Origin of the sequence: Rhodococcus sp. NPDC060090, from assembly GCF_042729855.1 — a bacterium.
Classification (GTDB): domain Bacteria; phylum Actinomycetota; class Actinomycetes; order Mycobacteriales; family Mycobacteriaceae; genus Rhodococcus.
Genome location: NZ_JBHWXB010000006.1, coordinates 110,326 through 132,265, shown reverse-complemented (window position 1 = coordinate 132,265; position 21,940 = coordinate 110,326). Strand labels below are relative to the sequence as shown.

Annotated in this window: 22 protein-coding genes; 15 read left to right on the top strand and 7 right to left on the bottom strand. The window is 66.4% G+C overall.

The features are described from left to right. Window positions 1–9 precede the first annotated feature (9 nt). From ACFWCF_RS10325 to holA, 6 genes are all read left to right on the top strand, one after another. Window positions 10–588, top strand: a complete 579-nt coding sequence (locus ACFWCF_RS10325; RefSeq protein ID WP_378489863.1) for a histidine phosphatase family protein — start codon at window positions 10–12, stop codon at window positions 586–588. After that, window positions 575–1,342 carry a diglucosylglycerate octanoyltransferase gene (gene octT / locus ACFWCF_RS10320; RefSeq protein ID WP_378560544.1) on the top strand — a complete coding sequence of 256 codons (768 nt, stop codon included), beginning with the start codon at window positions 575–577 and terminating at the stop codon, window positions 1,340–1,342. The genes ACFWCF_RS10325 and octT overlap by 14 nt, the downstream gene beginning before the upstream one ends. Window positions 1,343–1,347: 5 nt before the next feature. Then, window positions 1,348–2,166, top strand: a complete 819-nt coding sequence (locus ACFWCF_RS10315; RefSeq protein WP_378560541.1) for a DegV family protein — start codon at window positions 1,348–1,350, stop codon at window positions 2,164–2,166. A gap of 97 nt (window positions 2,167–2,263) precedes the next feature. Then, window positions 2,264–3,139, top strand: a complete 876-nt coding sequence (locus ACFWCF_RS10310; RefSeq protein WP_378560538.1) for a helix-hairpin-helix domain-containing protein — start codon at window positions 2,264–2,266, stop codon at window positions 3,137–3,139. Continuing rightward, complete coding sequence (locus ACFWCF_RS10305; RefSeq protein ID WP_378560535.1) at window positions 3,136–5,538, top strand: DNA internalization-related competence protein ComEC/Rec2; 2,403 nt, start codon at window positions 3,136–3,138, stop codon at window positions 5,536–5,538. Before ACFWCF_RS10310 ends, ACFWCF_RS10305 begins: the two co-directional genes overlap by 4 nt. Continuing rightward, complete coding sequence (gene holA / locus ACFWCF_RS10300) at window positions 5,535–6,506, top strand: DNA polymerase III subunit delta (RefSeq protein WP_378560532.1); 972 nt, start codon at window positions 5,535–5,537, stop codon at window positions 6,504–6,506. Before ACFWCF_RS10305 ends, holA begins: the two co-directional genes overlap by 4 nt. Window positions 6,507–6,659: 153 nt before the next feature. Here holA and rpsT read toward each other — a convergent pair whose 3' ends face one another. Then, entirely contained in the window at window positions 6,660–6,920 is a 261-nt protein-coding gene (gene rpsT, locus ACFWCF_RS10295; RefSeq protein ID WP_378560529.1) for a 30S ribosomal protein S20, read from the bottom strand. A 216-nt stretch (window positions 6,921–7,136) separates the two neighbouring features. Here rpsT and ACFWCF_RS10290 point away from each other — a divergent pair, with 216 nt between their 5' ends. Further along, window positions 7,137–7,946: an aquaporin gene (locus ACFWCF_RS10290; RefSeq protein ID WP_378489767.1), complete on the top strand. Its 810-nt coding sequence runs from the start codon at window positions 7,137–7,139 to the stop codon at window positions 7,944–7,946. 24 nt (window positions 7,947–7,970) lie between these two features. Here the strand turns inward: ACFWCF_RS10290 and ACFWCF_RS10285 are convergent, their stop codons facing one another. After that, window positions 7,971–8,537 carry a type II toxin-antitoxin system PemK/MazF family toxin gene (locus tag ACFWCF_RS10285; protein ID WP_378560525.1) on the bottom strand — a complete coding sequence of 189 codons (567 nt, stop codon included), beginning with the start codon at window positions 8,535–8,537 and terminating at the stop codon, window positions 7,971–7,973. Window positions 8,538–8,654: 117 nt separating this feature from the next. Here ACFWCF_RS10285 and lepA point away from each other — a divergent pair, with 117 nt between their 5' ends. Both lepA and ACFWCF_RS10275 read left to right on the top strand, forming a co-directional pair. Then, the gene (gene lepA / locus ACFWCF_RS10280) at window positions 8,655–10,496 is read left to right on the top strand and encodes a translation elongation factor 4 (RefSeq protein ID WP_378489864.1); all 1,842 of its coding nucleotides are present in this window, start codon (window positions 8,655–8,657) and stop codon (window positions 10,494–10,496) included. Between the two features lie 22 nt (window positions 10,497–10,518). Then, window positions 10,519–11,451 (top strand): NAD(P)H-dependent flavin oxidoreductase, encoded by a 933-nt coding sequence (locus ACFWCF_RS10275; RefSeq protein WP_378560522.1) that lies wholly within the window; start codon window positions 10,519–10,521, stop codon window positions 11,449–11,451. 39 nt (window positions 11,452–11,490) lie between these two features. On the opposite strand, the gene ACFWCF_RS10270 is transcribed toward ACFWCF_RS10275, so the two are convergent. Then, window positions 11,491–13,428: a glycoside hydrolase family 15 protein gene (locus tag ACFWCF_RS10270; RefSeq protein ID WP_378560519.1), complete on the bottom strand. Its 1,938-nt coding sequence runs from the start codon at window positions 13,426–13,428 to the stop codon at window positions 11,491–11,493. 67 nt (window positions 13,429–13,495) lie between these two features. On the opposite strand from ACFWCF_RS10270, the gene ACFWCF_RS10265 reads away from it, so the two are divergent. The 6 genes from ACFWCF_RS10265 to ACFWCF_RS10240 all read left to right on the top strand — a co-directional run bounded on the left by ACFWCF_RS10265 (window position 13,496) and on the right by ACFWCF_RS10240 (window position 17,906). Then, a complete protein-coding gene (locus ACFWCF_RS10265; protein WP_378560516.1) occupies window positions 13,496–13,729 on the top strand; it encodes a hypothetical protein in 234 nt (77 codons plus the stop codon). 136 nt (window positions 13,730–13,865) lie between these two features. Beyond that, window positions 13,866–13,961 carry an Ms4533A family Cys-rich leader peptide gene (locus ACFWCF_RS10260; protein WP_378489772.1) on the top strand — a complete coding sequence of 32 codons (96 nt, stop codon included), beginning with the start codon at window positions 13,866–13,868 and terminating at the stop codon, window positions 13,959–13,961. A gap of 230 nt (window positions 13,962–14,191) precedes the next feature. After that, window positions 14,192–15,226: a sulfate ABC transporter substrate-binding protein gene (locus ACFWCF_RS10255; protein ID WP_378560513.1), complete on the top strand. Its 1,035-nt coding sequence runs from the start codon at window positions 14,192–14,194 to the stop codon at window positions 15,224–15,226. 21 nt (window positions 15,227–15,247) lie between these two features. After that, on the top strand, window positions 15,248–16,099 hold the full coding sequence (gene cysT / locus ACFWCF_RS10250; protein ID WP_378560510.1) for a sulfate ABC transporter permease subunit CysT: 852 nt from the start codon (window positions 15,248–15,250) through the stop codon (window positions 16,097–16,099). Then, the gene (gene cysW, locus ACFWCF_RS10245) at window positions 16,096–16,905 is read left to right on the top strand and encodes a sulfate ABC transporter permease subunit CysW (RefSeq protein WP_378560507.1); all 810 of its coding nucleotides are present in this window, start codon (window positions 16,096–16,098) and stop codon (window positions 16,903–16,905) included. Before cysT ends, cysW begins: the two co-directional genes overlap by 4 nt. Continuing rightward, a complete protein-coding gene (locus ACFWCF_RS10240) occupies window positions 16,902–17,906 on the top strand; it encodes a sulfate/molybdate ABC transporter ATP-binding protein (protein ID WP_378560504.1) in 1,005 nt (334 codons plus the stop codon). The genes cysW and ACFWCF_RS10240 overlap by 4 nt, the downstream gene beginning before the upstream one ends. Before the next feature lie 9 nt (window positions 17,907–17,915). Here the strand turns inward: ACFWCF_RS10240 and ACFWCF_RS10235 are convergent, their stop codons facing one another. The 4 genes from ACFWCF_RS10235 to ACFWCF_RS10220 all read right to left on the bottom strand — a co-directional run bounded on the left by ACFWCF_RS10235 (window position 17,916) and on the right by ACFWCF_RS10220 (window position 21,940). Continuing rightward, a complete protein-coding gene (locus ACFWCF_RS10235; protein WP_378560501.1) occupies window positions 17,916–18,767 on the bottom strand; it encodes a universal stress protein in 852 nt (283 codons plus the stop codon). Window positions 18,768–18,866: 99 nt separating this feature from the next. After that, entirely contained in the window at window positions 18,867–19,757 is an 891-nt protein-coding gene (ppk2, locus tag ACFWCF_RS10230) for a polyphosphate kinase 2 (RefSeq protein WP_378560498.1), read from the bottom strand. A 126-nt stretch (window positions 19,758–19,883) separates the two neighbouring features. Further along, a complete protein-coding gene (locus tag ACFWCF_RS10225) occupies window positions 19,884–20,630 on the bottom strand; it encodes a sirohydrochlorin chelatase (protein WP_378560495.1) in 747 nt (248 codons plus the stop codon). Further along, on the bottom strand, window positions 20,627–21,940 hold the full coding sequence (locus tag ACFWCF_RS10220; RefSeq protein WP_378489780.1) for a sulfate adenylyltransferase subunit 1: 1,314 nt from the start codon (window positions 21,938–21,940) through the stop codon (window positions 20,627–20,629). Before ACFWCF_RS10220 ends, ACFWCF_RS10225 begins: the two co-directional genes overlap by 4 nt.

Genomic DNA, 21,940 nt, shown 5'->3' with positions numbered 1-21,940 from the left:
ACGAGCCGGATGCAGGGCCAGCTCGACACCGACCTGTCGGAACTCGGTCGTCGCCAAGCGCTGGCCGTGTCCCATACGGTCGCGGACTTCGATCCGATCGCGATCGTGTCGTCGGATCTGCGTCGTGCGTACGACACCGCGATGGCGATCGGGGACCGGGCGGGTCTGCCCGTCGAGATCGATCCGCGGCTGCGTGAGACCCACCTGGGGCAGTGGCAAGGCTTGACCCACACCGACGTCGATGTGAGCCGACCGGGTGCGCGGGCACAGTGGCGTGGCAACGCGACCTGGGCGCCGCCGGACGGCGAGAGCCGCGTCGACGTTGCAGCGCGTAGCAGGCCCGTCGTCGACGAGTTGCTCGCCAAGCACGAGCAGTGGAACGACCGGCCGATCGTGCTCGTCGCCCACGGAGGGCTGATCGCTGCATTGACCGCGTCGATGCTCGATCTCCCGGTCGATCGATGGCCGGTCCTCGGGGGGCTCGGGAACACCGGCTGGGTGCAGCTCAGCGGCTACGGTGATGTGCCGTCCTGGCGGCTGGATGTGTGGAACGCGTCGGCAACGGTGTCGCCCGATGACGTCCTCTGAAGCCGGAGTGGCCTCGCCGCGACCCACACTGCTGGTGATCGGCGACTCCCTCAGCTATTACGGACCGAAAGGCGGCCTGCCCGCGGATGATCCGCGGATCTGGCCGAACATCACGGCGGAGGCGCTCGGCTGGGATGTCGAGCTCATCGCCCGTATCGGCTGGACGACCCGCGACGCGTGGTGGGCGATGACGCAGGATCCTCGCGTGTGGGCAGCGATCCCACGCGCCGGTGCGGTCGTGCTCGCCGTCGGCGGGATGGACACGCTGCCGTCGCCGCTGCCAACGGCCCTGCGGGAAAGCATGCGGTATCTCCGACCTGCCTCGCTGCGACGGGTCGTGCGCACCGCGTACGGCTGGGCGCAGCCGCGGTTGTCGCCGCTCGGATGGCCGGTGGCCCTTCCTCCCGGTGTGAGCGTCGAATACCTCGAGACCATCCGGGACTCGCTCGCGTACATGCGACCAGACCTGCCGGTGATCGGGACCTTGCCCTCCGTGCACGACAGTGAGCAGTACAGGTCCGTGCACCGCGGGCGTCGCCCCGCTACCCGGGCGATCTCACAGTGGGCCGACGAAAAGTCCGTTCCCCTTGTCGATCTGGGTGAAGCTGTACGGGAGAACATCTTCTCGGACGACGCGAACCCCGACGGCATCCACTGGGGTTGGGAAGGCCACCGCAGGGTCGCGGACGCGATGATCACCGCGGTGCGGATGGCCCGTCCGGATGCGCAACCCGCCGCGGACGGCATACGGTAGGTGCCGTGTCAGTAGTGGTGGTCACCGATTCGTCGTGCTGTCTCGATCCGAGGATGGCGGAGCAATACGACATCCGGATCGTTCCCCTGCACGTGATCGCCGACGGACGAGACCTTCGCGAGGGCGTCGACGAGCTTCCCGAGGATCTGTCGGGGGTCACCACGTCCGGACCGTCGCCGGCCGAACTCGTCGAGGTCTACACCCGTGCCCTCGACGACAGCGACGGTGACGGCGTGGTCGCGGTGCACCTGTCCCGGTTGCTGTCGGGTACCTGGGATGCCGCGAAACACGCCGCCGACTCGTTGGGCGATCAGGTACGCCTGATCGATTCCCAGAACACTGCGATGGGCTTGGGATTCGCCGCACTCGAAGCGGCGCGAGCGGCCGAAACGGGGGCCGAACTCGACGACGTGTACTCGCGAGCCGTCGAGGTCGCGGCCTCCGGACGCACGCTGCTCGTCGTCGACCGACTCGACCATCTGCGCCGCGGCGGCCGAATCGGCACGGCCACCGCCCTGCTCGGCACGGCCCTCGCGATGAAACCGGTCCTCCATCTCGTCGACGGAAAACTGGTGCTGCGCGAGAAGACACGGACCATGACCAAAGCGATAACGAAGATCGTCGACGGCATCGTCGCCGAAGCCGGCCCGGCTCCGCTCCTCGCGGTACACCATCGTGGGGCGCCCGAGCGCGCACGCCTGCTCGCGGAGCAACTCGCCGAACGGATACCCGACGCGGCGGAACTCCTCACCTGCGAGATCGACGGAGTGCTCGGAGCCCATGTCGGTCCGGGTGCGCTCGGGGTCGTCGTCGCGCGCCGCTGAACGGACGGTTATCCACAGCCGCACGATCCATCCACAGATTTGCCGTCACGGCCGTTCCCGGGCGATTCCACGCCCGTGACGGGATTAGCGTCGCGGCATGGGCAGCGACGGGGACCTCGCGAGAACGAGGCTGGATGCGATCGCGCGGGCCGACGTGATCGGACGGGTCGAGCCGGCACCTTCCCGCAGCGGCTCTCGGGACAGTTCCGGGAGCGTCGGCGTCGGAAGGCTCGGGTACGCCGACGACACAGACGAATACGACCTGCCCGTGGGCCACTCCGGTCAGGGTGAGGTAGCCGGGCCGCAGAGCGTGCTCGAACGGATGCGCGCCGCGCGATGGGATACCGGCCGCGGCGGCAGTAGGGCACTCGCCGGGGTGGCCCTGGTAGCGGTACTCGTCGCAGTTGTCGTCGTGTGGCGGGATCGCCCCGTGCCCGAGGCCGTTCCGCCGCTGCCCACCGTCGAAGTGGTCGCGACGTCGTCCCATGCCCCGGTTCCGGAGCAGCCGGCGGAGGTAGTGGTCAGTGTGGTCGGGCTCGTCGCGAAGCCGGGGTTGGTGCACCTCCGGGAGGGCGCGCGAGTCGCGGATGCGCTCGACGCAGCGGGTGGGCCAGGTGAGGGCGCCGACCTACTCGGCCTCAACCTCGCTCGGCGGGTGGCCGACGGCGACCAGATCCTCGTGGGCATGGCACCGCCGCACCCGGTTCCCGAGGGCAGCGCGGTGTCCGCGACCGGAGGAGGCGATGCGGTTGATTCCGGTGGTGCGGCGGAAGTCGGTCGGAACCCGTTGAATCTCAACACGTCCGATGAATCTGCTCTGGATGCGTTGCCGGGAGTGGGGCCGGTGACCGCATCGGCGATCGTTGCGTGGCGGCGCGACAACGGACCGTTCACCGACGTCGCACAACTCTCGGAAGTGGACGGAATCGGCCCCGCCCGGCTGGCTCGTCTACGCGACTTGGTGACCGTGTGACCGCACCCGCCACCGTCGACGCCCGACTCCTACCGTGCACCGTCGCAGCCTGGGCAGTGACTCTGGTCGGTCTGTCTTCGGGTTGGCGGATCTCGGTGCTCGTGACCGCAGTTGCGGTGGTGGGGGTGCTGGTCGGCGGACTGAGGGTGAGGGGTCTGGGGAAGAATGTTGCAAGCCCGTATTCGCGAAGGCGCAGGGGGCGTTCGCGAACACGGGACGGCGTGATGCGGGCGGTGCTCGCGGTTCTCGTCGTCACTGCGGGATTCGGCGGCGCCGTCGCGATGCGGATGTGGTTCGTCGAGCATCATCCGCTCGCGACGGCACCGACGGGGACGTGGGTCACCGCGGTCGTGGAACCGACCGACGATCCACGGGCGGTAAGGAATTCGCCGTTCGGGGGTGAGCCACAGGTGCGCATCCCCGTCGCTGTGCGGCACGTGACGCTGGGCAGGGAATCGATGTCGGTCGGGGGTGCCGCGCTCGTGTTCGCTCCCTCCGACGGTTGGCGGAATCTGCTGCCGGGGCAACGGGTCACCCTACGAGGACAGGTGTCCGAGAACAGGTCCTCGGGAGGTATGGACCCCGGGACCTCGGTCGCGGTGATTCGGGCCGACGGACCGCCGCGTGCGATGGAGGCGCCCTCCGCCCTTGCAGAATGGGCCGGAGGCGTTCGCGACGATCTCGCCGAGGTGTCCGCACATGCGCTCGGCCCTTCTGAAGCCGGGTTGTTTCCCGGACTGATCGTCGGCGATACGAGTCGGCTCCCGGACGACGTACGCGAGGACTTCAGGGTGGCCGGCCTGACGCACCTGACGGCGGTGTCGGGCGCGAACGTGAGCATCCTTCTCGGCGCGGTCCTGCTTCTGGTCCGGTTCGTCGGGATAGGCCCGCGGACGGGGGCTTTCCTGGCAGGTGCGGCGTTGGTGCTGTTCGTGATCGTCGTCCGTCCGTCGCCGAGCGTGGTGCGCGCCGCCGCGATGGGCGCGGTCGCACTCCTTGCTCTCATTGTCGGGCGGCAGCGGCAGGCGTTGCCTGCGCTCTGTTCGGCGATCGGAATACTGATGCTGGTGTGGCCGGATCTTGCGGTGGATGTGGGATTCGCGTTGTCCGCAACGGCCACGGCCGGGCTCGTACTCGTCGCACCCGTGTGGGTTGCCCGGCTGCAGGCACATGGATGGCCACGCGCTGTGGCCGAGGTATGCGCGGTGTCGTGCGCGGCGTACATCGTGACCGCACCGATCCTCGCTGCAGCGACGGGAACCGTCAGCGTCGTTGCGGTGGCGGCGAACGTTCTGGTGACACCGGTGCTCGCGCCGCTGACCGTCCTCGGTTCGGTGGTGGCGCTGTGTGCACCGGTGGTTCCGGGGGTCGCCGAGTTCCTTGCACGCGGGGCGGCGCCGATGCTGTGGTGGCTGCTGACCGTCGCCGCCCGGGCGGCGTCGGTGCCCTCGGCGGAATTATCGCTGCTGGACGGAATCCCGGGAGCAGCGGTGATCGGTGGAACCGCACTCGTCGGCTGTGTCCTGCTGCGCTACAGGAGAATACGAGCCGTCGCCGGTATCGCGTTGGTGTCGACCCTCGTGGTGTGGATTCCCGTACGCCTGTTCGCACCCGGCTGGCCGTCGCCCGGTTGGGTGTTCGCGGCGTGCGATGTGGGGCAGGGCGACGCAGTGGTGCTCGCGACCGGCGACGGGAGCGCGGTGGTTGTCGACACAGGGCCGGAGGCCACGCCGGTCGATCGGTGTCTACGCCGGTTGCGCATCGATGCGGTTCCGGTGCTGATCGTCTCGCACCTGCACGCCGATCACATGGGCGGAGTGCGCGGAGTGCTGCAGGGTCGTCAGGTGGGGCAGGTCGTCGTCGGTCCCGGTGCGGTATCCCGTGATGCCGCCGGAACTCTCATCGACACGGCTGCCGAGTTCGGAGTGAACGTACGGGAGACGATGCTTCGGGAAGTACTGCACCTCGGGGCGGTGACGATCCGAATCCTCGGTCCTCCGGTGGGGCAGTCCGTCGACTCGGAGAACGACCTTTCCCTGGTGATGGTTGCCGAGACGACGGTGGGGCGCATCCTGCTCCCGGGCGACGCGGAGGCACCGGCTCTCGACGCGTTGATACGTACGGGGGCCGACGTGCGCGCCGACGTCCTCAAAGTTCCCCACCACGGCTCACGAACGACGTCGGAGGCATTCCTGGCTGCGGTACGACCCCGGGTCGCGGTGATCAGTGCGGGACGCGACAACTCGTTCGGGCATCCACATCCGGAGATCGTCGAGGTCTTGAACGACATGGGCTCCCGGGTACTCCGCACCGACCTGCACGGCGACGTCGCGGTGGTGCGGGCCGGTTCCGGGGCACTGGCCGTCGTGTCGGACTCACGTGGCACGATCGGTCCGTGAGCGACACACCTCTGCATCTCGTTCTCGGCAACGAAGAACTCCTCGTCGACCGCGCTGTCACACAGATCATCGCGGACGTGCGTGCCCGGAGCGGCGCCGGCAACAACCTGCCGGTGTCGCGGCTGCGCGCAGGCGATGCGGGCGTCCCCGAATTGGCCGAGCTCCTGAGCCCCTCGCTGTTCGCGGAGGAGCGGGTCGTGATCCTCGAATCCACCGCCGACGCGGGCAAGGATGCGGCGGCCCTGATTCTCGACGCGGCCGCAGCACCTCCCGACGGGGTCGCCCTGGTCATCCTGCACAGCGGGGGCGGACGCACGAAGGCGATGGTGGGGGCACTGCGGAAGTGTGGTGCCGAGGAGCACGACTGCCAGGCACCCGAGAAGGCGGGGGAGCGCGCGAAGTGGGTGCGCGCGTTCGTGCACGAGGAATTCCAGGTGGCAGGCGTGCGGGTGGCGGGCGATGTCGAACAGCTCGTGATCGACACGGTCGGATCCGACCTGCGCGAACTTGCGGCGGCGTGCAGTCAGCTCATGGCCGATACCGGCGGCAAGATCGACGCGAACGCGGTCCGGCGCTACTACTCGGGCAAGGCCGAGGTCACCGGATTCGACGTCGCAGAGAAGGCCGTGGCGGGAGATGTCGCGGGCGCGATGGAAGCACTGCGATGGGCGATGCACCGGGGGGTCCCGCACGTCCTGCTTGCCGATGCTCTCGCCGATTCCGTGCACACGATCGCAAAAGTGGGCTCCGCCGGGCGGGGCGACCCGTTCTCGATGGCGTCGGGTCTCGGGATGCCGCCGTGGAAGGTCAAGAAGGCCCAGGGGCAGGCGCGGCGCTGGGCACCGGAATCGATCGGGACCGCGCTCGGTGTGGTCGCGGCGCTCAACGCCGACGTCAAGGGCGCGGCGGCCGATGCCGACTACGCCGTGGAGTCTGCCGTACGTACCATCGCAGAACTGGTCGCCTGACGGTCCGTCACCGACCGAGCTTCGTCACCGACCGAGCTTTGTCACTCGACCGAGCGTCCGTCTGCTGTTGTCTGCACGAACGAAGGCCGCGCCCTCGAAAGGGTGCGGCCTTCGTTCAGCAGAGCTTGCGTCCTCTACCTCGGAGCTGAGGGCTCAGAGCTTGTTGACAAGCTTCGCGAGAGCGGACTTCTTGTTGGCAGCCTGGTTGGCGTGGATGACACCCTTGCTGACTGCCTTGTCGAGCTGACGGCTGGTGGAGACGAGGAGCTCGCCGGCCTTGTCCTTGTCGCCTGCGGCCGCAGCCTCGCGGAAGGAGCGGATCGCGGTACGCAGCGACGACTTCACCGACTGGTTCCGGAGCCGGCTGCGCTCGTTGGTGCGGATCCGCTTCACCTGGGACTTGATGTTGGCCACGCGTAATATCCTGTCGTCTTGCTGGTAGTTGATAGGAAAGCTCTGGGTGCACTAGGGCACGACGATCGACGATACCAGCGACGCCCGCCAATGCCCAAACCGATCCCGCGGTGATCCGCCACATTTCCGGCAGTCCATCCGCTACGGGTGCCGGCTGTCTCACATCTTTGGGCCGATTCGGCTACGCACCGCTCACGCCCGCGTGACACTGGTCATATGACGGCAGAACGTGAAACGGCCCTCGAAGAATTCGGCCCGGGGGACTTCTCGGATCTCAAGAAATGCGTGGCCGAAGCAATCGGAACCTTCGTACTCGTCTTCTCCGCGGTCGGAACCGCAGTGTTCGCCGGCGCGAAGGTCGGCAACCTCGGCGTTGCTCTCGCATTCGGTCTGACGCTGCTCTTCCTCGTCTACACGATAGGCCCGATCTCCGGCTGTCACGTCAACCCAGCCGTCACCTTGGGGCAGCTCATCGTCGGGCACGTCACGCCCGTCCGCGCCGTCGGATACTGGATCGCTCAGGTCGTGGGTGGCCTCGTCGCCGGTATCACGATCTTCGCGGTGGCGTCGTCGCTGCCGTCCTACGATCGGGCGGCCGACGGCCTGGGAGCGAACGGCTGGGGTGCGCACAGTCCGTCCGCGATCGAGGGGCCGCTCGGTGGAGTCCTGGAGAACGGCTACGGCATCGGCGCCACGATGATCATCGAGATCCTGCTCACCGGTCTGCTGGTCTTCGTCGTGCTCGCCAGCACCGACCAGATCTCCGATGTGCTCAACGCCGGTATCGCCATCGGCTTCGCGCTCGCGGTCATCCACCTGATCGCCATCCCGATCGACAACACCTCCGTCAACCCGGCCCGCAGCATCGCGGTGGCGTTCTATCAGGATGGTGCACTCGGTCAGTTGTGGTTGTTCATCGTGTTTCCCCTCATCGGGGGTGTCCTCGGCGCCCTCGTCTACACCTTGTTGTTCGGCCGAGATGTTGTTCGGTCGAGACAAGGGACTGCGCGTGTCGTAGACGGGTAGTTCGCCGGGTGTCCGGCCGAATTCCTACGCCCAGCCGAAATCCGAGCGGAGGCGTGACGCGACCTGATCGAAACGAGAACGGTCGAGGATCGCGCCCTCGCGGCGGATGCCGTCCTCCGGAACATCCAAAACGCGATCCAGCCGGATCCAGCTCGGGCGGTTCTGGCGATCCCACGGACCGGTACCGATTCCGACCCAGTCGGAGCGTCCGTCACGGTCACCGTTGGACGAGAGCATCAGACCGAGCAGCGTCGCTCCCTCACGCCCGACCACGAGTACGGGCCGGTCCTTGCCCTGGCTCGCATCCTCCTCGTACTCCACCCACGTCCACACGATCTCGCCCGGATCGGCGCGGCCGTCGAGTGCGGGGGAGTATTCGATCGTCCGCGCACGCTGGGCCGTAGGCGTCGTGTGAGAGGCGACGGGACGGCCCGGAACGGGTGCGGGCGCAGTCCGGCCGGACTGCTGGGTGAGCGCTCCCTTCGCGCGGTCGAGTGCTCCCGACTGCTGAAGCTGCCGGTACAGCCGCGGGCCGTGTTCGACCGCGAGGCGTCCGAGTTGCTTGCTCATCTTCATCCACTTGCCGGCCACGATCGGCAAGTGTAATCAGGCGTCGGCACAGCCGACGACCCCCCGATTGCGCGTCTTGGATATTCTTCAAGGTGACCGCGGCCCCAGGCCGCTGCCGGCCCGAGTCAGGAGCACGACATCAGCACGTTTGCCGACACCACGTTCACGGACCCCGCCAAGATCCGGAACTTCTGCATCATCGCGCACATCGACCACGGCAAGTCGACGTTGGCGGACCGCATGCTGCAGCTCACCGGGGTGGTCGAGGAACGGCTGATGCGCGCCCAGTACCTCGACCGGATGGACATCGAGCGTGAGCGCGGCATCACCATCAAAGCGCAGAACGTGCGGCTGCCGTGGCAGCTCGACGGTGAAGACTACGTCATGCACTTGATCGACACTCCCGGTCACGTCGACTTCACCTACGAGGTGTCCCGCGCGCTCGAAGCATGTGAAGGCGCCGTACTCCTGGTCGATGCCGCGCAGGGCATCGAAGCGCAGACTCTCGCGAATCTGTATCTCGCTCTCGACAAGGACCTGACGATCATCCCGGTCCTCAACAAGATCGACCTGCCCGCCGCCGACCCCGACCGGTACGCCGGGGAAATCGCCAACATCATCGGATGCGAGCCGTCCGACGTGCTGCGGGTCTCCGGCAAAACCGGCGAGGGCGTCCCCGCATTGATCGACGAAGTGATCCGGCAGATCCCGGCGCCGGTCGGCGACCCCGATGCGCCGGCGCGCGCGATGATCTTCGACTCGGTGTACGACACCTACCGCGGAGTCGTCACCTATGTCCGCGTCGTCGACGGCAGAGTCGTGCCGCGCGAGAAGATCAAGATGATGTCGACCGGCACCACGCACGAGCTGCTCGAAGTGGGCATCGTGTCGCCGGAAGCGAAGCCGACGACCGGACTCGGTGTCGGCGAGGTCGGCTACCTGATCACGGGTGTGAAGGACGTGCGCCAGTCGAAGGTCGGCGACACCGTGACGTTGGCGCGCAAAGGTGCTGAGAAGCCGCTCACCGGTTACCGTGAACCGCGACCGATGGTCTATTCGGGCCTGTACCCCGTGGACGGCTCCGACTATCCGGTTCTGCGCGATGCTCTCGACAAGCTCCAGCTCAACGACGCCGCGCTCACCTACGAACCCGAGACGTCGGTCGCGTTGGGCTTCGGATTCCGGTGTGGCTTCCTCGGTCTCCTGCACATGGAGATCACGCGCGAGCGGCTCGAACGTGAATTCGGGCTCGATCTGATTTCGACCGCACCCAACGTGGTGTACCGCGTGGTCCTCGAAGGCGGCGAGGACGTCGTCGTGACCAACCCGTCCGTCTGGCCCGAGGGTAAGGCCCGCGAGATCTACGAACCCATCGTCAAGTGCACGATCATCGCGCCGAGCGAGTTCATCGGTTCGATCATGGAGCTGTGCCAGGGGCGGCGCGGAGAACTCGGGGGAATGGACTACCTGTCCGAGACCCGCGTCGAACTGCGCTACACGTTGCCGATGGCCGAGATCATCTTCGACTTCTTCGATTCGCTCAAGTCGCGCACGCGTGGTTACGCCAGCATGGATTACGAGGAGGCCGGCGAGCAGGAAGCCGCGCTCGTCAAGGTCGACATCCTCCTGCAGGGTGAGGCGGTCGACGCGTTCAGTGCGATCGTGCACAAGGACGCCGCTGCTGCGTACGGCAACAGGATGACAACCAAGCTCAAGGAACTCATCCCGCGCCAGCAGTTCGAGGTTCCGGTGCAGGCCGCGATCGGCTCGAAAATTATTGCGCGCGAGAATATCCGCGCCATCCGCAAGGACGTGCTCGCCAAATGCTACGGCGGCGATATCAGTCGTAAGCGGAAGCTGATCGAGAAACAGAAGGAAGGCAAGAAGCGCATGAAGACGATCGGCCGCGTCGACGTTCCTCAGGAAGCGTTCGTGGCGGCCCTGTCGTCCGAGGCGGCATCGGACAAGCCCAAGAAGTAGTCCGCTCGGCGGAAGGAATCCTGTGCTCGAGACCTGGTTGACCCGTGAACTCGGAGTCACGATCCCGTTGGTGGGAGCGCCGATGGGAGGTCGGGCAGGCGGTTCCCTCGCTGGGGAGGTCACCAAGGCCGGGGGTCTGGGGCTGATCGGTGCGGCCCGCTACAACAGCGCCGAATGGCTCGAGGAACAAGCGCACACCGCACGCGAGATCGGTGGTGGGCTTCTCGGATTCGGGCTCATGACGTGGTCGTTGCACGACGACGACTCGCTGCTCGATGCCGTACTGGAACATCGCCCACAGGTGGTGACGCTCTCGTTCGGTGACCCCGCTCCGTATGTGCAGCGAGTCCACGACGCGGGTGCCGTCGTGATCTCCCAGATCAACACTCACGAGGATCTGCGGATCGTCGAGGCCGCCGGAGTCGATGCGGTGGTGGCGCAGGGGCACGAGGCGGGCGGTCACACCGGTCGGATCGGGACTCTCCCACTGCTCCAGGAAGTGCTCGAATCCACCGAACTTCCGGTACTCGCCGCGGGCGGTATCGCGTCGGGCCGCGGGCTCGCCGCGGTACTCGCAGCCGGGGGAGTCGGTGCGCTGGTGGGTACGGCGCTCCTGGCCAGCCCCGAAACGGTGGGACCGTCATACGCGCGAGACCGGCTGATCGCCGCTGGAAGCGCCGACACGGTCTACACCGACGTCTTCGACAAAGCGCGTCACCAGCCGTGGCCCGCGCGGTGGGGTGGCCGCGCTCTGGTCAATTCCTTCACCGAGAAGTGGCATGGTCGTGGAGCCGACGAGCAGACTCTGGCCGGCGAGTACACCGGCGACGATCCCGACATCGGGGTCGTGTACGCAGGTGAGGCCGCGGGCCTCGTCCGAGCGCAGCGACCGGCCGGCGACGTCATCCGTGATATCGGCGCGCAGGCCGAGGAGTTGCTCGGCCGCTTCCGCTGACCTCTTGTCTTCGGACCCCGCTCGGGATGAGGTCTGGGCTCAGTGCCGCACATGTGCCGGCCTGAATTCCCCTGACTCGGTGCTTTGTTCGGCGCGGATCACATGGACGACCGCATTGATCTGAGCAAGATGGGTGAATGCCTGGGGGAAGTTGCCCAGGTGCCGCCCGGTCACCGGATCGATCTCCTCGGCGTACAGCTTCAGTGGGCTCGCGAAATCGAGCAGACGACGGCACAGAGTGGAAGCCCGTTGCACCTCACCGATCTCGACGAGTGCGGACACCAGCCAGAACGAGCAGATCGTGAACGTGCCCTCCTCTCCGGCGAGCCCGTCGTCGGTGTCCTCCACCCGGTAGCGCAGCACGAGGCCGTGTTCGGTCAGCTCATCCGCGATCGCGAGAACCGTTGCGCGTACCCGGGGATCATCGGGTGGGAGGAACCGGAGCAGTGGGATCAGCAGATTCGACGCGTCGAGTGCCGGATGGCCGTAGCGCTGCGTGAAGACGCCACGTTCGTCGACGCCGTGTTCGAGGATGTCCGCTTTGATCTCGTCGGCGACTGCCGACCAGCGCTCGGCGTGGTCGGGCTGGCCGTGCATTCGGGCCAGCTTCGCCCCTCGATCGAGGGCGACCCAGCACATCACTTTCGACGACGTGAAATGCTGCGGCTTCCCGCGCACTTCCCACATCCCGCGATCGGGTTCCCGCCAGTGCGCAATCGCCTGCTCCACCTGGCTGCTCAGGAGAGGCCACAGGGACTCGGGTATCTGCTCGCGAGACCTCACATGCAGATACACCGAATCGAGCAGGGCGCCCCACACGTCGTGCTGCCGTTGCCGGTACGCGTCGTTGCCGATACGGACAGGCTTGGCATCGGCGTATCCGGACAGATGGTCGAGCGTCGATTCCGTCAGCACACGTTGACCGTCGACCCCGTACATGACCTGCAGCGGATGATCGTTGCCGTCTGCGCCCTGTGAGACATCGAGGATGAACGAGAAGAAGTCGTCGGCCTCGCGGTCGAAACCCAGGGTGTACAGACCCCACAGCGCGAAGGTGGAATCGCGGACCCACGCGTATCGATAGTCCCAATTGCGTTCGCCTCCCGGTGTTTCCGGAAGTGATGTCGTGGCGGCGGCGAGGAGCGCGCCGGTGGGGGAGTAGGTCAGCCCCTTGAGGGTCAGGGCGCTGCGCTCAAGATATGTGCGCCACGGGTGATCCGGGAACCTGCCGGTGGTGATCCACTCGCGCCAGTAGTCCTGGGTCGTGAGCATCTTCGCGGCGGCCTCCTCGAACGTGTGCGGCGGCGACGGCTCGCCCCATGACAGCGCGACGAACACCGAATCGCCCTTGTTCATCCGGGTGCGGGCGCGGGCTTCGCGCCCTTCGATGCCCAATCGCATGTTGGAGGTCAGGCGTAACCGGGGGTGCTCGTCCGGTGCGCCCGCGCACACGGCCGTCGCCTCTTCGTACACCTTGCCGGTGTACTCCCACTCTGTGCCACCGCGGTGGTAGTCGAACGCGGGCTCGCAACTCATGTTCAACTCGACCGTGCCGTTCACGCACCGCACTGTGCGGAGCAGGATGTGCTCGGCTTCCCAGTCCGAGGGTGTGCGCCGTTGTGTGGCGGACCGTTGGTGGAGGTCGTACCAGGGGCCCATCACCAGGGCGTCGCGCACGACGATCCACCCGGTGTCGGTCTGCCACGTCGTCTCCAGCACGATTCCGCCCGGAAGGTATCGGCGGGCAGCGGGCACCGTCCGGTCGTGCGGTCCGATGCGGAAGTGGCCGGCGCTGCGATCGAGCAGAGCGCCGAACACACTCGGTGAGTCCGGTTGCGGCACGCACAGCCATTCGACGGATCCGTCACGCGCGACCAGGCACGATGTCTGGCAGTCCGACAGGAATCCGTAGTCGTCGATCGGTGGGAACGGCGTGCGGTTCGGCACGGCCGACAGCAGTTGCGGAGTGGAGGCCATCTGTCCATGATCGGTCCCGAGCGGGTGTGACGCGGGGCAAATGAGCTGACGCATTACAGTGGACGGGATGGAACAGGTCGCATCGTGGTGGGACGGGTTCGAACTCTGGCTCACGGGCCTGTCGTTCGTCCCCCAGGCCGCATTGGTGCTGATCGTGATAGTGCCGCTGTGTGGTGCAGTGGCATGGTTGCTCGACCGCGTCATTGCCGCGGCGTTTGCCGCGGTGGGACGGGGCGAGCCCGAACCGTCCCCACGGAACGGGAAACCTGGACCATCAGCACCGGACATGGAGGACTGCTGACATGCCACGCTCGCGCGTGACCCTGGCGCTCATCGCGCTGCTCGTTCTCGTCATCGTCGCATGGTTGCTCACTCTGTAGAGTTCCCGCGCCCACTCTCTGCTGGACCTTCGTTCGAGCTCTGCTAAAGTCTCCCGCGTGTCTGCAACCGTATTGCCCAGCGCGCGCCATGAATTGGCGCTGATTGCTGTCGGCATGCCGTCTGTTGCCGACATCGACTGTTGTTGTCGCTGATCTACCCGCACCGATGTCAGCGGTTCTGCCGCGCCGGTAACCGGGTTCTGCGATCCCGTGGTTTTCCTGCAGTCGTTTCTCCAGTGAGCTTCTGCAGGCGGCGTTGTGCCCGCCTGTTCTGTGGGCCGGCGCCCGTCACTGCGCCCTCGCGATGACATCGATCCCGATTTTCGAAAACCCCAGATCTGTCCGCTCTGTTCCGTCAGGAACAGCCTGCAGGAGGCCCCTCGATGAAGATTCGTTCCACTTTTTTCGGCGCGGCAGCGCTCGCCGTCGCGACGGCCACTGCCCTCACCGCGTGCTCGGGTGGTGGTGCCAGCGATACCGTCGGAGGTGATGCGGGGGCCGACGGTTCCGGCGGTACCGTCAACCTCTACGCGTACGCGGTGCCGAAGGTCGGGTTCGACCTGTTGATCCCGGCATTCCAGGAGACCGACGCCGGTGAAGACGTGGTGTTCCAGCAGTCCTATGGCGCCTCGGGCGACCAGTCTCGCAAGGTGCGCGACGGTGCCGAAGCCGATTTCGTGAACTTCTCCGTCGAACCCGACATCACGCGACTCGTCGAGGGGGGTCTTGTCGACGAGGATTGGAACGCAGGCGCGGACAAGGGCCTGCCGTTCGGTTCGGTGGTGACGATCGTCGTGCGTGAGGGCAATCCCAAGAACATCCAGACCTGGGACGACCTTCTGCGTGAGGACGTCGAGGTAGTCACACCGAACCCGTTCAGCTCGGGATCCGCGAAGTGGAACCTGCTCGCCCCCTACGCGGCGAAGAGCAATGGTGGTCAGGACAGTCAGGCCGGTCTCGACTACGTGACGGCCCTCGTCCAGGACCACGTGAAAGTGCAGCCCAAGTCCGGTCGCGAGGCCACCGAGACGTTTCTCCAGGGCACGGGTGACGCGCTGCTCAGCTACGAGAACGAGGCACTGTTCATCGAGCGCAACGGCGACCCCGTCGAGCATGTGACGCCGCCGATCACCTTCAAGATCGAGAACCCCGCTGCGGTGCTCAGTGGTTCGGCGAACGCGGAGAAGGCCCAGGCGTTCCTCGACTTCCTCTACACCGAGGAAGCCCAGCGTCTGTGGGGTGAAGCCGGGTTCCGCCCCGTGGATCCTGCAGTGGCCGAGGAATTCGTCGCGGACTTCCCGGAACCCGAAACGTTGTGGACTATCGACGACCTCGGGGGATGGGACGCCGTCAATGACGAACTCTTTGCCGACGGCACCGGCGCCATCGCCGTGATCTACGACAACGCAACGAAATAGAGCCGGAAGCAGAGCCCGACCGTGAGTACCTCAGTAGAAGTGCCCGCCCCGAAGAGGCGTGGCCGACGCACCGCGAAAGTCACCGGTGCCGTAGGCCCGCTCGGGATCGGCGTTGCCACCCTGTGGCTGAGCATCATCGTCCTGCTGCCGCTCGCGGCCCTGGCCACCGAAGCCTTCTCGGAAGGCTTCGGTGGCTTCTGGGACGCAGTCACCGCACCGAATGCGCTTGCGACCCTCCGTATCACGGTTACCGTCTCGGTCGTGGTCGCGTTGATCAACGCAGTGATGGGAACATTGATCGCGTGGGTACTCGTACGGGACGAGTTTCCGGGCAAGCGAATCGTCAACGCGCTGATCGACCTGCCGTTCGCGTTGCCCACGATTGTGGCGAGCATCGTGCTGCTCGCGTTGTACGGACCGCAGAGCCCCGTCGGTATCCAGCTCAATGCGACACAGCCCGGTCTGGTCGTCGCGCTCGCGTTCGTCACCCTGCCGTTCGTGGTGCGATCGGTTCAACCCGTTCTCATCGAGGCGGACAGGGAGGTCGAGGAGGCCGCGGCATCACTCGGTGCCGACAACATCACGACCTTCCGGACCGTGGTGCTTCCGACCCTGGCGCCCGCGATCCTCGGGGGAGTCGGGCTCGCGTTCGCCCGCGCTATCGGGGAGTACGGCTCGATCGTGCTGATCGGCGGGAACATTCCCGGACAAACCCAGGTGGCGTCGCAGTACATCCAGCAGCAGATCGAAATCGACCGGCCGGTCAACGCCGCGGCGGTCTCGGTGGCGTTGCTGCTCATCGCATTCGTGGCACTGTTCGTGCTGCGGCTCGTCGCGCACCGCGGCCGTGTCCGTGAGGAGAACGACGCGTGAAACTTTCTCCGCTCTCGCGCATCTCGCTGCGCGTAATCGCGCTCGGATACCTGATCGCGCTGCTGCTCGTGCCGATCGGCTTCATCCTCTACCGCACCTTCGAGAACGGTGTGATGGCATTCGTCGACTCGATCACGACGCCCGCCGCGATCTCCGCGCTCAACCTGTCGTTGCTCATCGTCGCAATCGTCGTCCCCGTCAATGTCGTGTTCGGCATCGTGGTTGCGCTGGCGCTGGTGCGCGGACGCTTTCCTGGTCGCGGACTACTGCAGTCCGTCGTGGATCTGCCCTTCGCGGTGTCGCCGATCGTGGTCGGTGTCGCGCTGATCATGCTGTGGGGCGCCAATGGCTGGTTCGGCGGACTCGAATCTCTCGGATTCAAGGTGATCTTCGGGTTACCGGGCATGGTCATCGCAACGATCTTCGTGACACTGCCGTTCGTGGTGCGCGAGGTCGAACCCGTCCTCTACGAGATCGGCGAAGAACAGGAGCAGGCCGCCGCGACACTGGGCGCCGGCACCTGGCAGACATTCCGGCGGATCACCCTTCCGGCGATTCGCTGGGGCCTGACGTACGGCATCGTCCTCACCGTCGCCCGCGCCCTCGGTGAATTCGGTGCGGTCATCATGGTCTCGTCCGGCTTCCCCGGGGTATCGCAGACCCTCACGCTGCTTGTCCACGCCCGCTACATCGACGACCACAACACCTTCGGCGCGTACAGCGCAGCAACCCTGCTCATGGCCATCGCAGTGGTGGTCCTGCTGCTGATGACATTGCTCGACCGCAAGAGGAGCACCACAGCATGATCACCGTTTCCGGGGCGTTCAAGAACTACGGAGACTTCTCCGCGCTCGACGATGTCTCACTCGACATTCCGCCCGGCTCGTTGACCGCGCTGCTCGGACCGTCCGGCTCGGGAAAGTCGACGCTGCTGCGCTCGATCGCCGGGCTCGAATCCCTCGACGCAGGCACGGTCCACATCGCAGGAAACGACGTCACGGACGTGTCACCGCAGAAACGCGGAATCGGCTTCGTTTTCCAGCATTACGCCGCCTTCAAACACATGACGGTTCGCGAGAACGTGGCGTTCGGCCCGAAGATCCGCAAGCTCCCGAAGCGGCAGATCGCGGCGAAGGTCGACGAACTTCTCGAGGTCGTCGGACTCGACGGATTCCAGCACCGGTACCCTGCGCAGCTGTCGGGCGGGCAGCGGCAGCGCATGGCACTCGCGCGCGCCCTGGCAGTGGACCCCCAGGTGCTCCTGCTCGACGAGCCGTTCGGTGCGCTCGATGCGAAGGTACGCGCCGACCTGCGGACCTGGCTGCGTCGACTGCACGACGAAGTCCACGTGACCACCGTGCTGGTCACCCACGACCAGGAAGAAGCACTGGACGTTGCCGACCGCATCGCCGTGATGAACCGCGGCCGGATCGAACAGGTCGGCACACCGGAGGACCTCTACGACCGCCCGCAGAACGACTTCGTGATGTCCTTCCTCGGGAACGTCTCGAAGTTCAGCGGCAGGCTCGTGCGTCCGCACGACATCAGACTCGGTCACGAACCCGGTCTCGAGATCGCGCAGGCGTCGGGTACGCAGGACCTCGGTGTCGCCCGCGCCACCGTCGAGCGCGTCGTGCACCTCGGATTCGAGGTGCGGGTCGAGCTGAAGAACGCCGCCACCGGTGAGCCGTTCATCGCGCAGGTCACGCGCGGCGATGCGCGTGCGCTGGGACTGAAGGCGGGCGACACTGTCTACGCGCAGGTCACCGCGGGGCCCGGTGCGTCCGTGGTGGTGAGCGCAGAATAGGGAGACGGCTCAACTGCGGCAGATGAGCACCGGACACATCGCGTGGTGGATCAGATTCTGACTCGTCGATCCGAGGAGCGCCGACGCAATCGTGCTGCGGCCGTGACTGCCCACAACCACGAGCTGAGCATGAGCGGAGTGTTCGAGAAGCGTGACGTCGGGTTTTCCTCGCTCGACACGGTACGAGACCTCCACGTCGGGATAGTGTTCGCGGTGGCCGGCGAGGCTCTCCGAGAGTTCTGCTGCCTGATGTTCCTCGTATGCCTCCCAGTCGGTGAATCGTGACCCTTCGCCGTAGGTGAGGGTGGACTGCTCGGACCAGGTATGCACTGCGGTCAGTGGTGCGCCGGCCTTGTCTGCGATCTCGAAAGCGTGGTCGATGGCCTTCGCGCTCAATCTGCTGCCGTCGACCCCCACGACTACGGGTGTGCCATCGAGTTCGGACGGGCCTGGGTCGCCGCGCCACGTCACGACCGGACAATGGGCGTGGTTGACGGTGTGCACGACATCGGATCGCGCGAACATGGACTGCAGCTCGCTCGTCGTCGTATGACCGAGCACGACCATGCGTGTGGTGTCCGACAGCTCCACGAGGGTCTGTGCGGGCTTTCCTACCTCGATCTTGCGTTCGACGACGACGTCGGGTCGTGCCGCGCGCACCACGGCCTCTGCCGCGTCGAGGGCCTGCTCTCCGTGCGCGGCAGCGCCATTGCCCGACGGTCGTTCCGGGACGACGTGCGTCAGATACAGGGGTTCCCCGAAGCGATGGGCGATCGACGCGGCCCAGCGCGCTGCACCGAGCGCGCTGTCGGAGCCGTCGATCCCCGCCACGATTCCCCGTCCGGTCGATGCTCTGCCCATGGTGATCTCTCCTCACTCTGCCACCAGTGTGGTACAGACCACATCTGCTCGCCAGGGTTCGACGAACTCGGCCGGTGAACGGGCACCCGGGCGGCGCATTCAGTCGCCGACCGCGTCCCTACCGCGGCGCACGATCTTCGGGTCGGCTCCGAACACCACCTGATCGTCCTTGTTCTCGTAGTCGAACTGGTCGAGGAAGAAGCGCATGGCGTTGATGCGGGCGCGTTTCTTGTCGTTGGATTTGATGGTGGTCCACGGCGCATGGTCGGTGTCGGTGCGCCGGAACATCTCTTCCTTCGCGGCGGTGTACAACTCCCACTTGTCGAGGGATTCGAGATCCATGTCGGACAGCTTCCACCGTCGAACGGGATCGAGTTGACGGATGGCGAAGCGGGTGCGCTGCTCGTTCTGGGTGACGGAGAACCAGAACTTGGTCAGCGAGATCCCGGCGTCGATGATCAACTGCTCGAAGAGTGGAACGTGGTCCAGGAACCGTTCGTATTCGTGGTCGGTGCAGAACCCCATGACGCGCTCCACGCCCGCACGGTTGTACCAGGAGCGGTCGAACATCACGAGTTCACCCGCGGTGGGGAAGTGCTTGATGTATCGCTGCATGTACCACTGTCCGGACTCGCGGTCGGACGGCTTGTTCAGTGCGACCACTCGGGCGTGCCGCACGTTGATGTACTCCTGGAAACGCTTGATCGTGCCGCCCTTGCCTGCGGCGTCGCGGCCTTCGAAGACGATGATGTGCTTCGAATCGTTGTCCTTCGCCCACGCCTGGAACTTGAGCAGTTCGATCTGCAGGAGGTACTTCTCGACCTCGTATGTCGCGCGATCCATCCGCTCGTCGTACGGGTAGTTCTCGCGCCAGGTGTCGACGGCGCGGCCGCGGGTGTCGATGAGGTCGGGATCCTCACCGTGATCGTCGCGCACCGAATATCCTTCGGTGCGAAGACGGTCGATGTAGCGCCGTAGTTCGTTCTGCACGCGTTCTCCTCGCGGATCCGGATTCGCACGACCGGGGTTCACCCCACGGGCGGGGTGGCTACCTTTGTAGTCGTAGAAAGTGAATACCACGCAAACCGTCGCAGCGGTGGATGCGCGTGATGTGCATCAGGCCGTGACGAGAGCCGGGGATGCAGCCACGGTGTCGAGGTAACGCGCGGCGATCACCTCGCCGACGGCCTCGTGATCGGTGAGAGTCGCGGCGATATGCACACGGTGCAGAGGTTCGGCTGCGGCACACGCACGGTCCCACAGCAACCCGGGCGCCAGCATCCAAGGCGCGAGCACGAACGTGCGCGCACCCGAACGGGAGAGTTCGGTCAGTGCCGCTTCGACCGACGGCCCGGTGGCCGTCGCGAAACACGTACGGCCCAGCGTCCACGCGGTTCCGGCGAGTATGCGGGGTGTGACCATCGCACTCGACGAATTCGCACCGAGCCGGCGCGAGCCGACCGCACACAGTGCAACCCCGACCGTGGGATCGTCCGCCGACACACCCGTGGCGACGATGTGGTCGCGTGCCGCCGCCACCAGCAGCTCATCGTCTCCGAGAATGTCGGAGCACACGACTTCGAGGTGTGGAGTGCGGATTCTGGACTCCGCCAGCAGCGCGGGGAGATCGATACGCGCGTGGAACGCGCTGCCGAGCAGCAACGGGACCACCACCGCGCATCGATGCCCTTCGGCGGCGACCGTATCGAGGACCTGCGGCACCGATGGGCTGTTCAGATCGAGAAACGCGAGCCGGACGTCGAATTCGGGATGCCGACGGCGGACCGCTGTGAGCGCGGCAGCCACGGCCCGCGCCGACCGCGGGTCGCGGCTGCCGTGCGCGACAGCAATCAGGGGGATCATGCGAGGACGGGGTCCCCGGTTTCGACCCCACCGAGTTCGATGTCGGAGAGCCCGTTGCCGACCAGACCTGCCGCCAGGGTGTTTCCGCCGGCCGGATCGATGAGAAGGAAGCTTCCGGTGCGACGGTTGACCTTGTAGTCGTCGGCCGCGATCGGCTCGGCGACACGCACGGAGATCCGCGCGATCTCGTTGAGCTCCAACGACTCCGGGCTCGGAACCGACGTCAGGTTCTGCTCGTCGAAACGCTCCTCGAGCGTGCCGACGATCGCCTGTGTGGTGCGGGTGCCGTGCTTGAGCAGCAGGCGGGCGCCGGGACGCAGCGGCTTCTCCGCCAGCCAGCACACGGTCGCCTCGAACTCGCCGATCGGCTCCGGTGCGCCCGGTGCGGCGATGACGTCGCCGCGTGACACATCGATGTCGTCGGCCAGGATCAAGGTCACCGAGCGGCCTGCGTGGGCAACGTCGAGTTCGCCGTCGGCGGTGTCGATGCGCTCGACCGTCGTACGGATACCGGACGGCAGGATCACGACCTCGTCTCCGGGGCGGACCGAGCCGGCACCGATCTGGCCGGCGTAGCCGCGGTAGTCGGGATGCTCGGCGGTGCGGGGCCGGATCACGTACTGGACCGCGAAGCGCAGACCGACGTCGTGTCGCCCGTGCACATCGGCATCCACCGGAACAGACTCGAGGTGCTCGATGAGGGTCGGGCCGTCGTAGAACGGGGTGTTCTCCGAGCGCGTCGCGACGTTGTCACCGTGCAGCGCGGAGACAGGGATCTCCTGCACGTCCTCGGGCGCCCAGCCGAGCGAGCGGGTGAGCGAGGTGAACTCGTCCCGGATGTCGGCGAACACCTGCGCCGGATTCTCGACGAGATCGATCTTGTTGACGGCGAGCACCAGCTTGGGCACACCGAGCAGCGCGAGGACCGCGGCATGCTTGCGGGTTTGCTCGATGACACCTTTCCGCGCGTCGACGAGCAGCACGACGAGTTGTGCTGTGGAGGCACCCGACACCGTGTTGCGGGTGTACTGCACGTGACCGGGGGTGTCGGCGAGCACGAAGCTGCGCTGCGGCGTGGCGAAGTACCGGTAGGCGACGTCGATGGTGATGCCCTGCTCACGCTCGGCGCGCAGGCCGTCGACGAGCAGCGACAGGTCGGGGGTATCGAGGCCGCGGTCGACCGATGCGCGGGTGACGGCATCGATCTGGTCGGCCAGAACGGATTTCGTGTCGTACAGCAGCCGGCCCACCAGGGTGGACTTGCCGTCGTCGACGCTCCCGGCGGTAGCCAGGCGAAGGAGGTCGCTCAT

Excerpts from the sequence above, each read along its gene's own strand:
- ACFWCF_RS10325 (WP_378489863.1), top strand. The coding sequence starts at position 10 with ATGCAGGGCCAGCTCGACACCGACCTGTCGGAACTCGGTCGTCGCCAA.
- octT (WP_378560544.1), top strand. The coding sequence starts at position 575 with ATGACGTCCTCTGAAGCCGGAGTGGCCTCGCCGCGACCCACACTGCTG.
- ACFWCF_RS10310 (WP_378560538.1), top strand. The coding sequence starts at position 2,264 with ATGGGCAGCGACGGGGACCTCGCGAGAACGAGGCTGGATGCGATCGCG.
- ACFWCF_RS10290 (WP_378489767.1), top strand. The coding sequence starts at position 7,137 with ATGACGGCAGAACGTGAAACGGCCCTCGAAGAATTCGGCCCGGGGGAC.
- ACFWCF_RS10270 (WP_378560519.1), bottom strand. The coding sequence starts at position 13,428 with ATGGCCTCCACTCCGCAACTGCTGTCGGCCGTGCCGAACCGCACGCCG.
- ACFWCF_RS10265 (WP_378560516.1), top strand. The coding sequence starts at position 13,496 with ATGGAACAGGTCGCATCGTGGTGGGACGGGTTCGAACTCTGGCTCACG.
- ACFWCF_RS10255 (WP_378560513.1), top strand. The coding sequence starts at position 14,192 with ATGAAGATTCGTTCCACTTTTTTCGGCGCGGCAGCGCTCGCCGTCGCG.
- ACFWCF_RS10240 (WP_378560504.1), top strand. The coding sequence starts at position 16,902 with ATGATCACCGTTTCCGGGGCGTTCAAGAACTACGGAGACTTCTCCGCG.
- ACFWCF_RS10235 (WP_378560501.1), bottom strand. The coding sequence starts at position 18,767 with ATGGGCAGAGCATCGACCGGACGGGGAATCGTGGCGGGGATCGACGGC.
- ACFWCF_RS10225 (WP_378560495.1), bottom strand. The coding sequence starts at position 20,630 with ATGATCCCCCTGATTGCTGTCGCGCACGGCAGCCGCGACCCGCGGTCG.
- ACFWCF_RS10220 (WP_378489780.1), bottom strand. The coding sequence starts at position 21,940 with ATGAGCGACCTCCTTCGCCTGGCTACCGCCGGGAGCGTCGACGACGGC.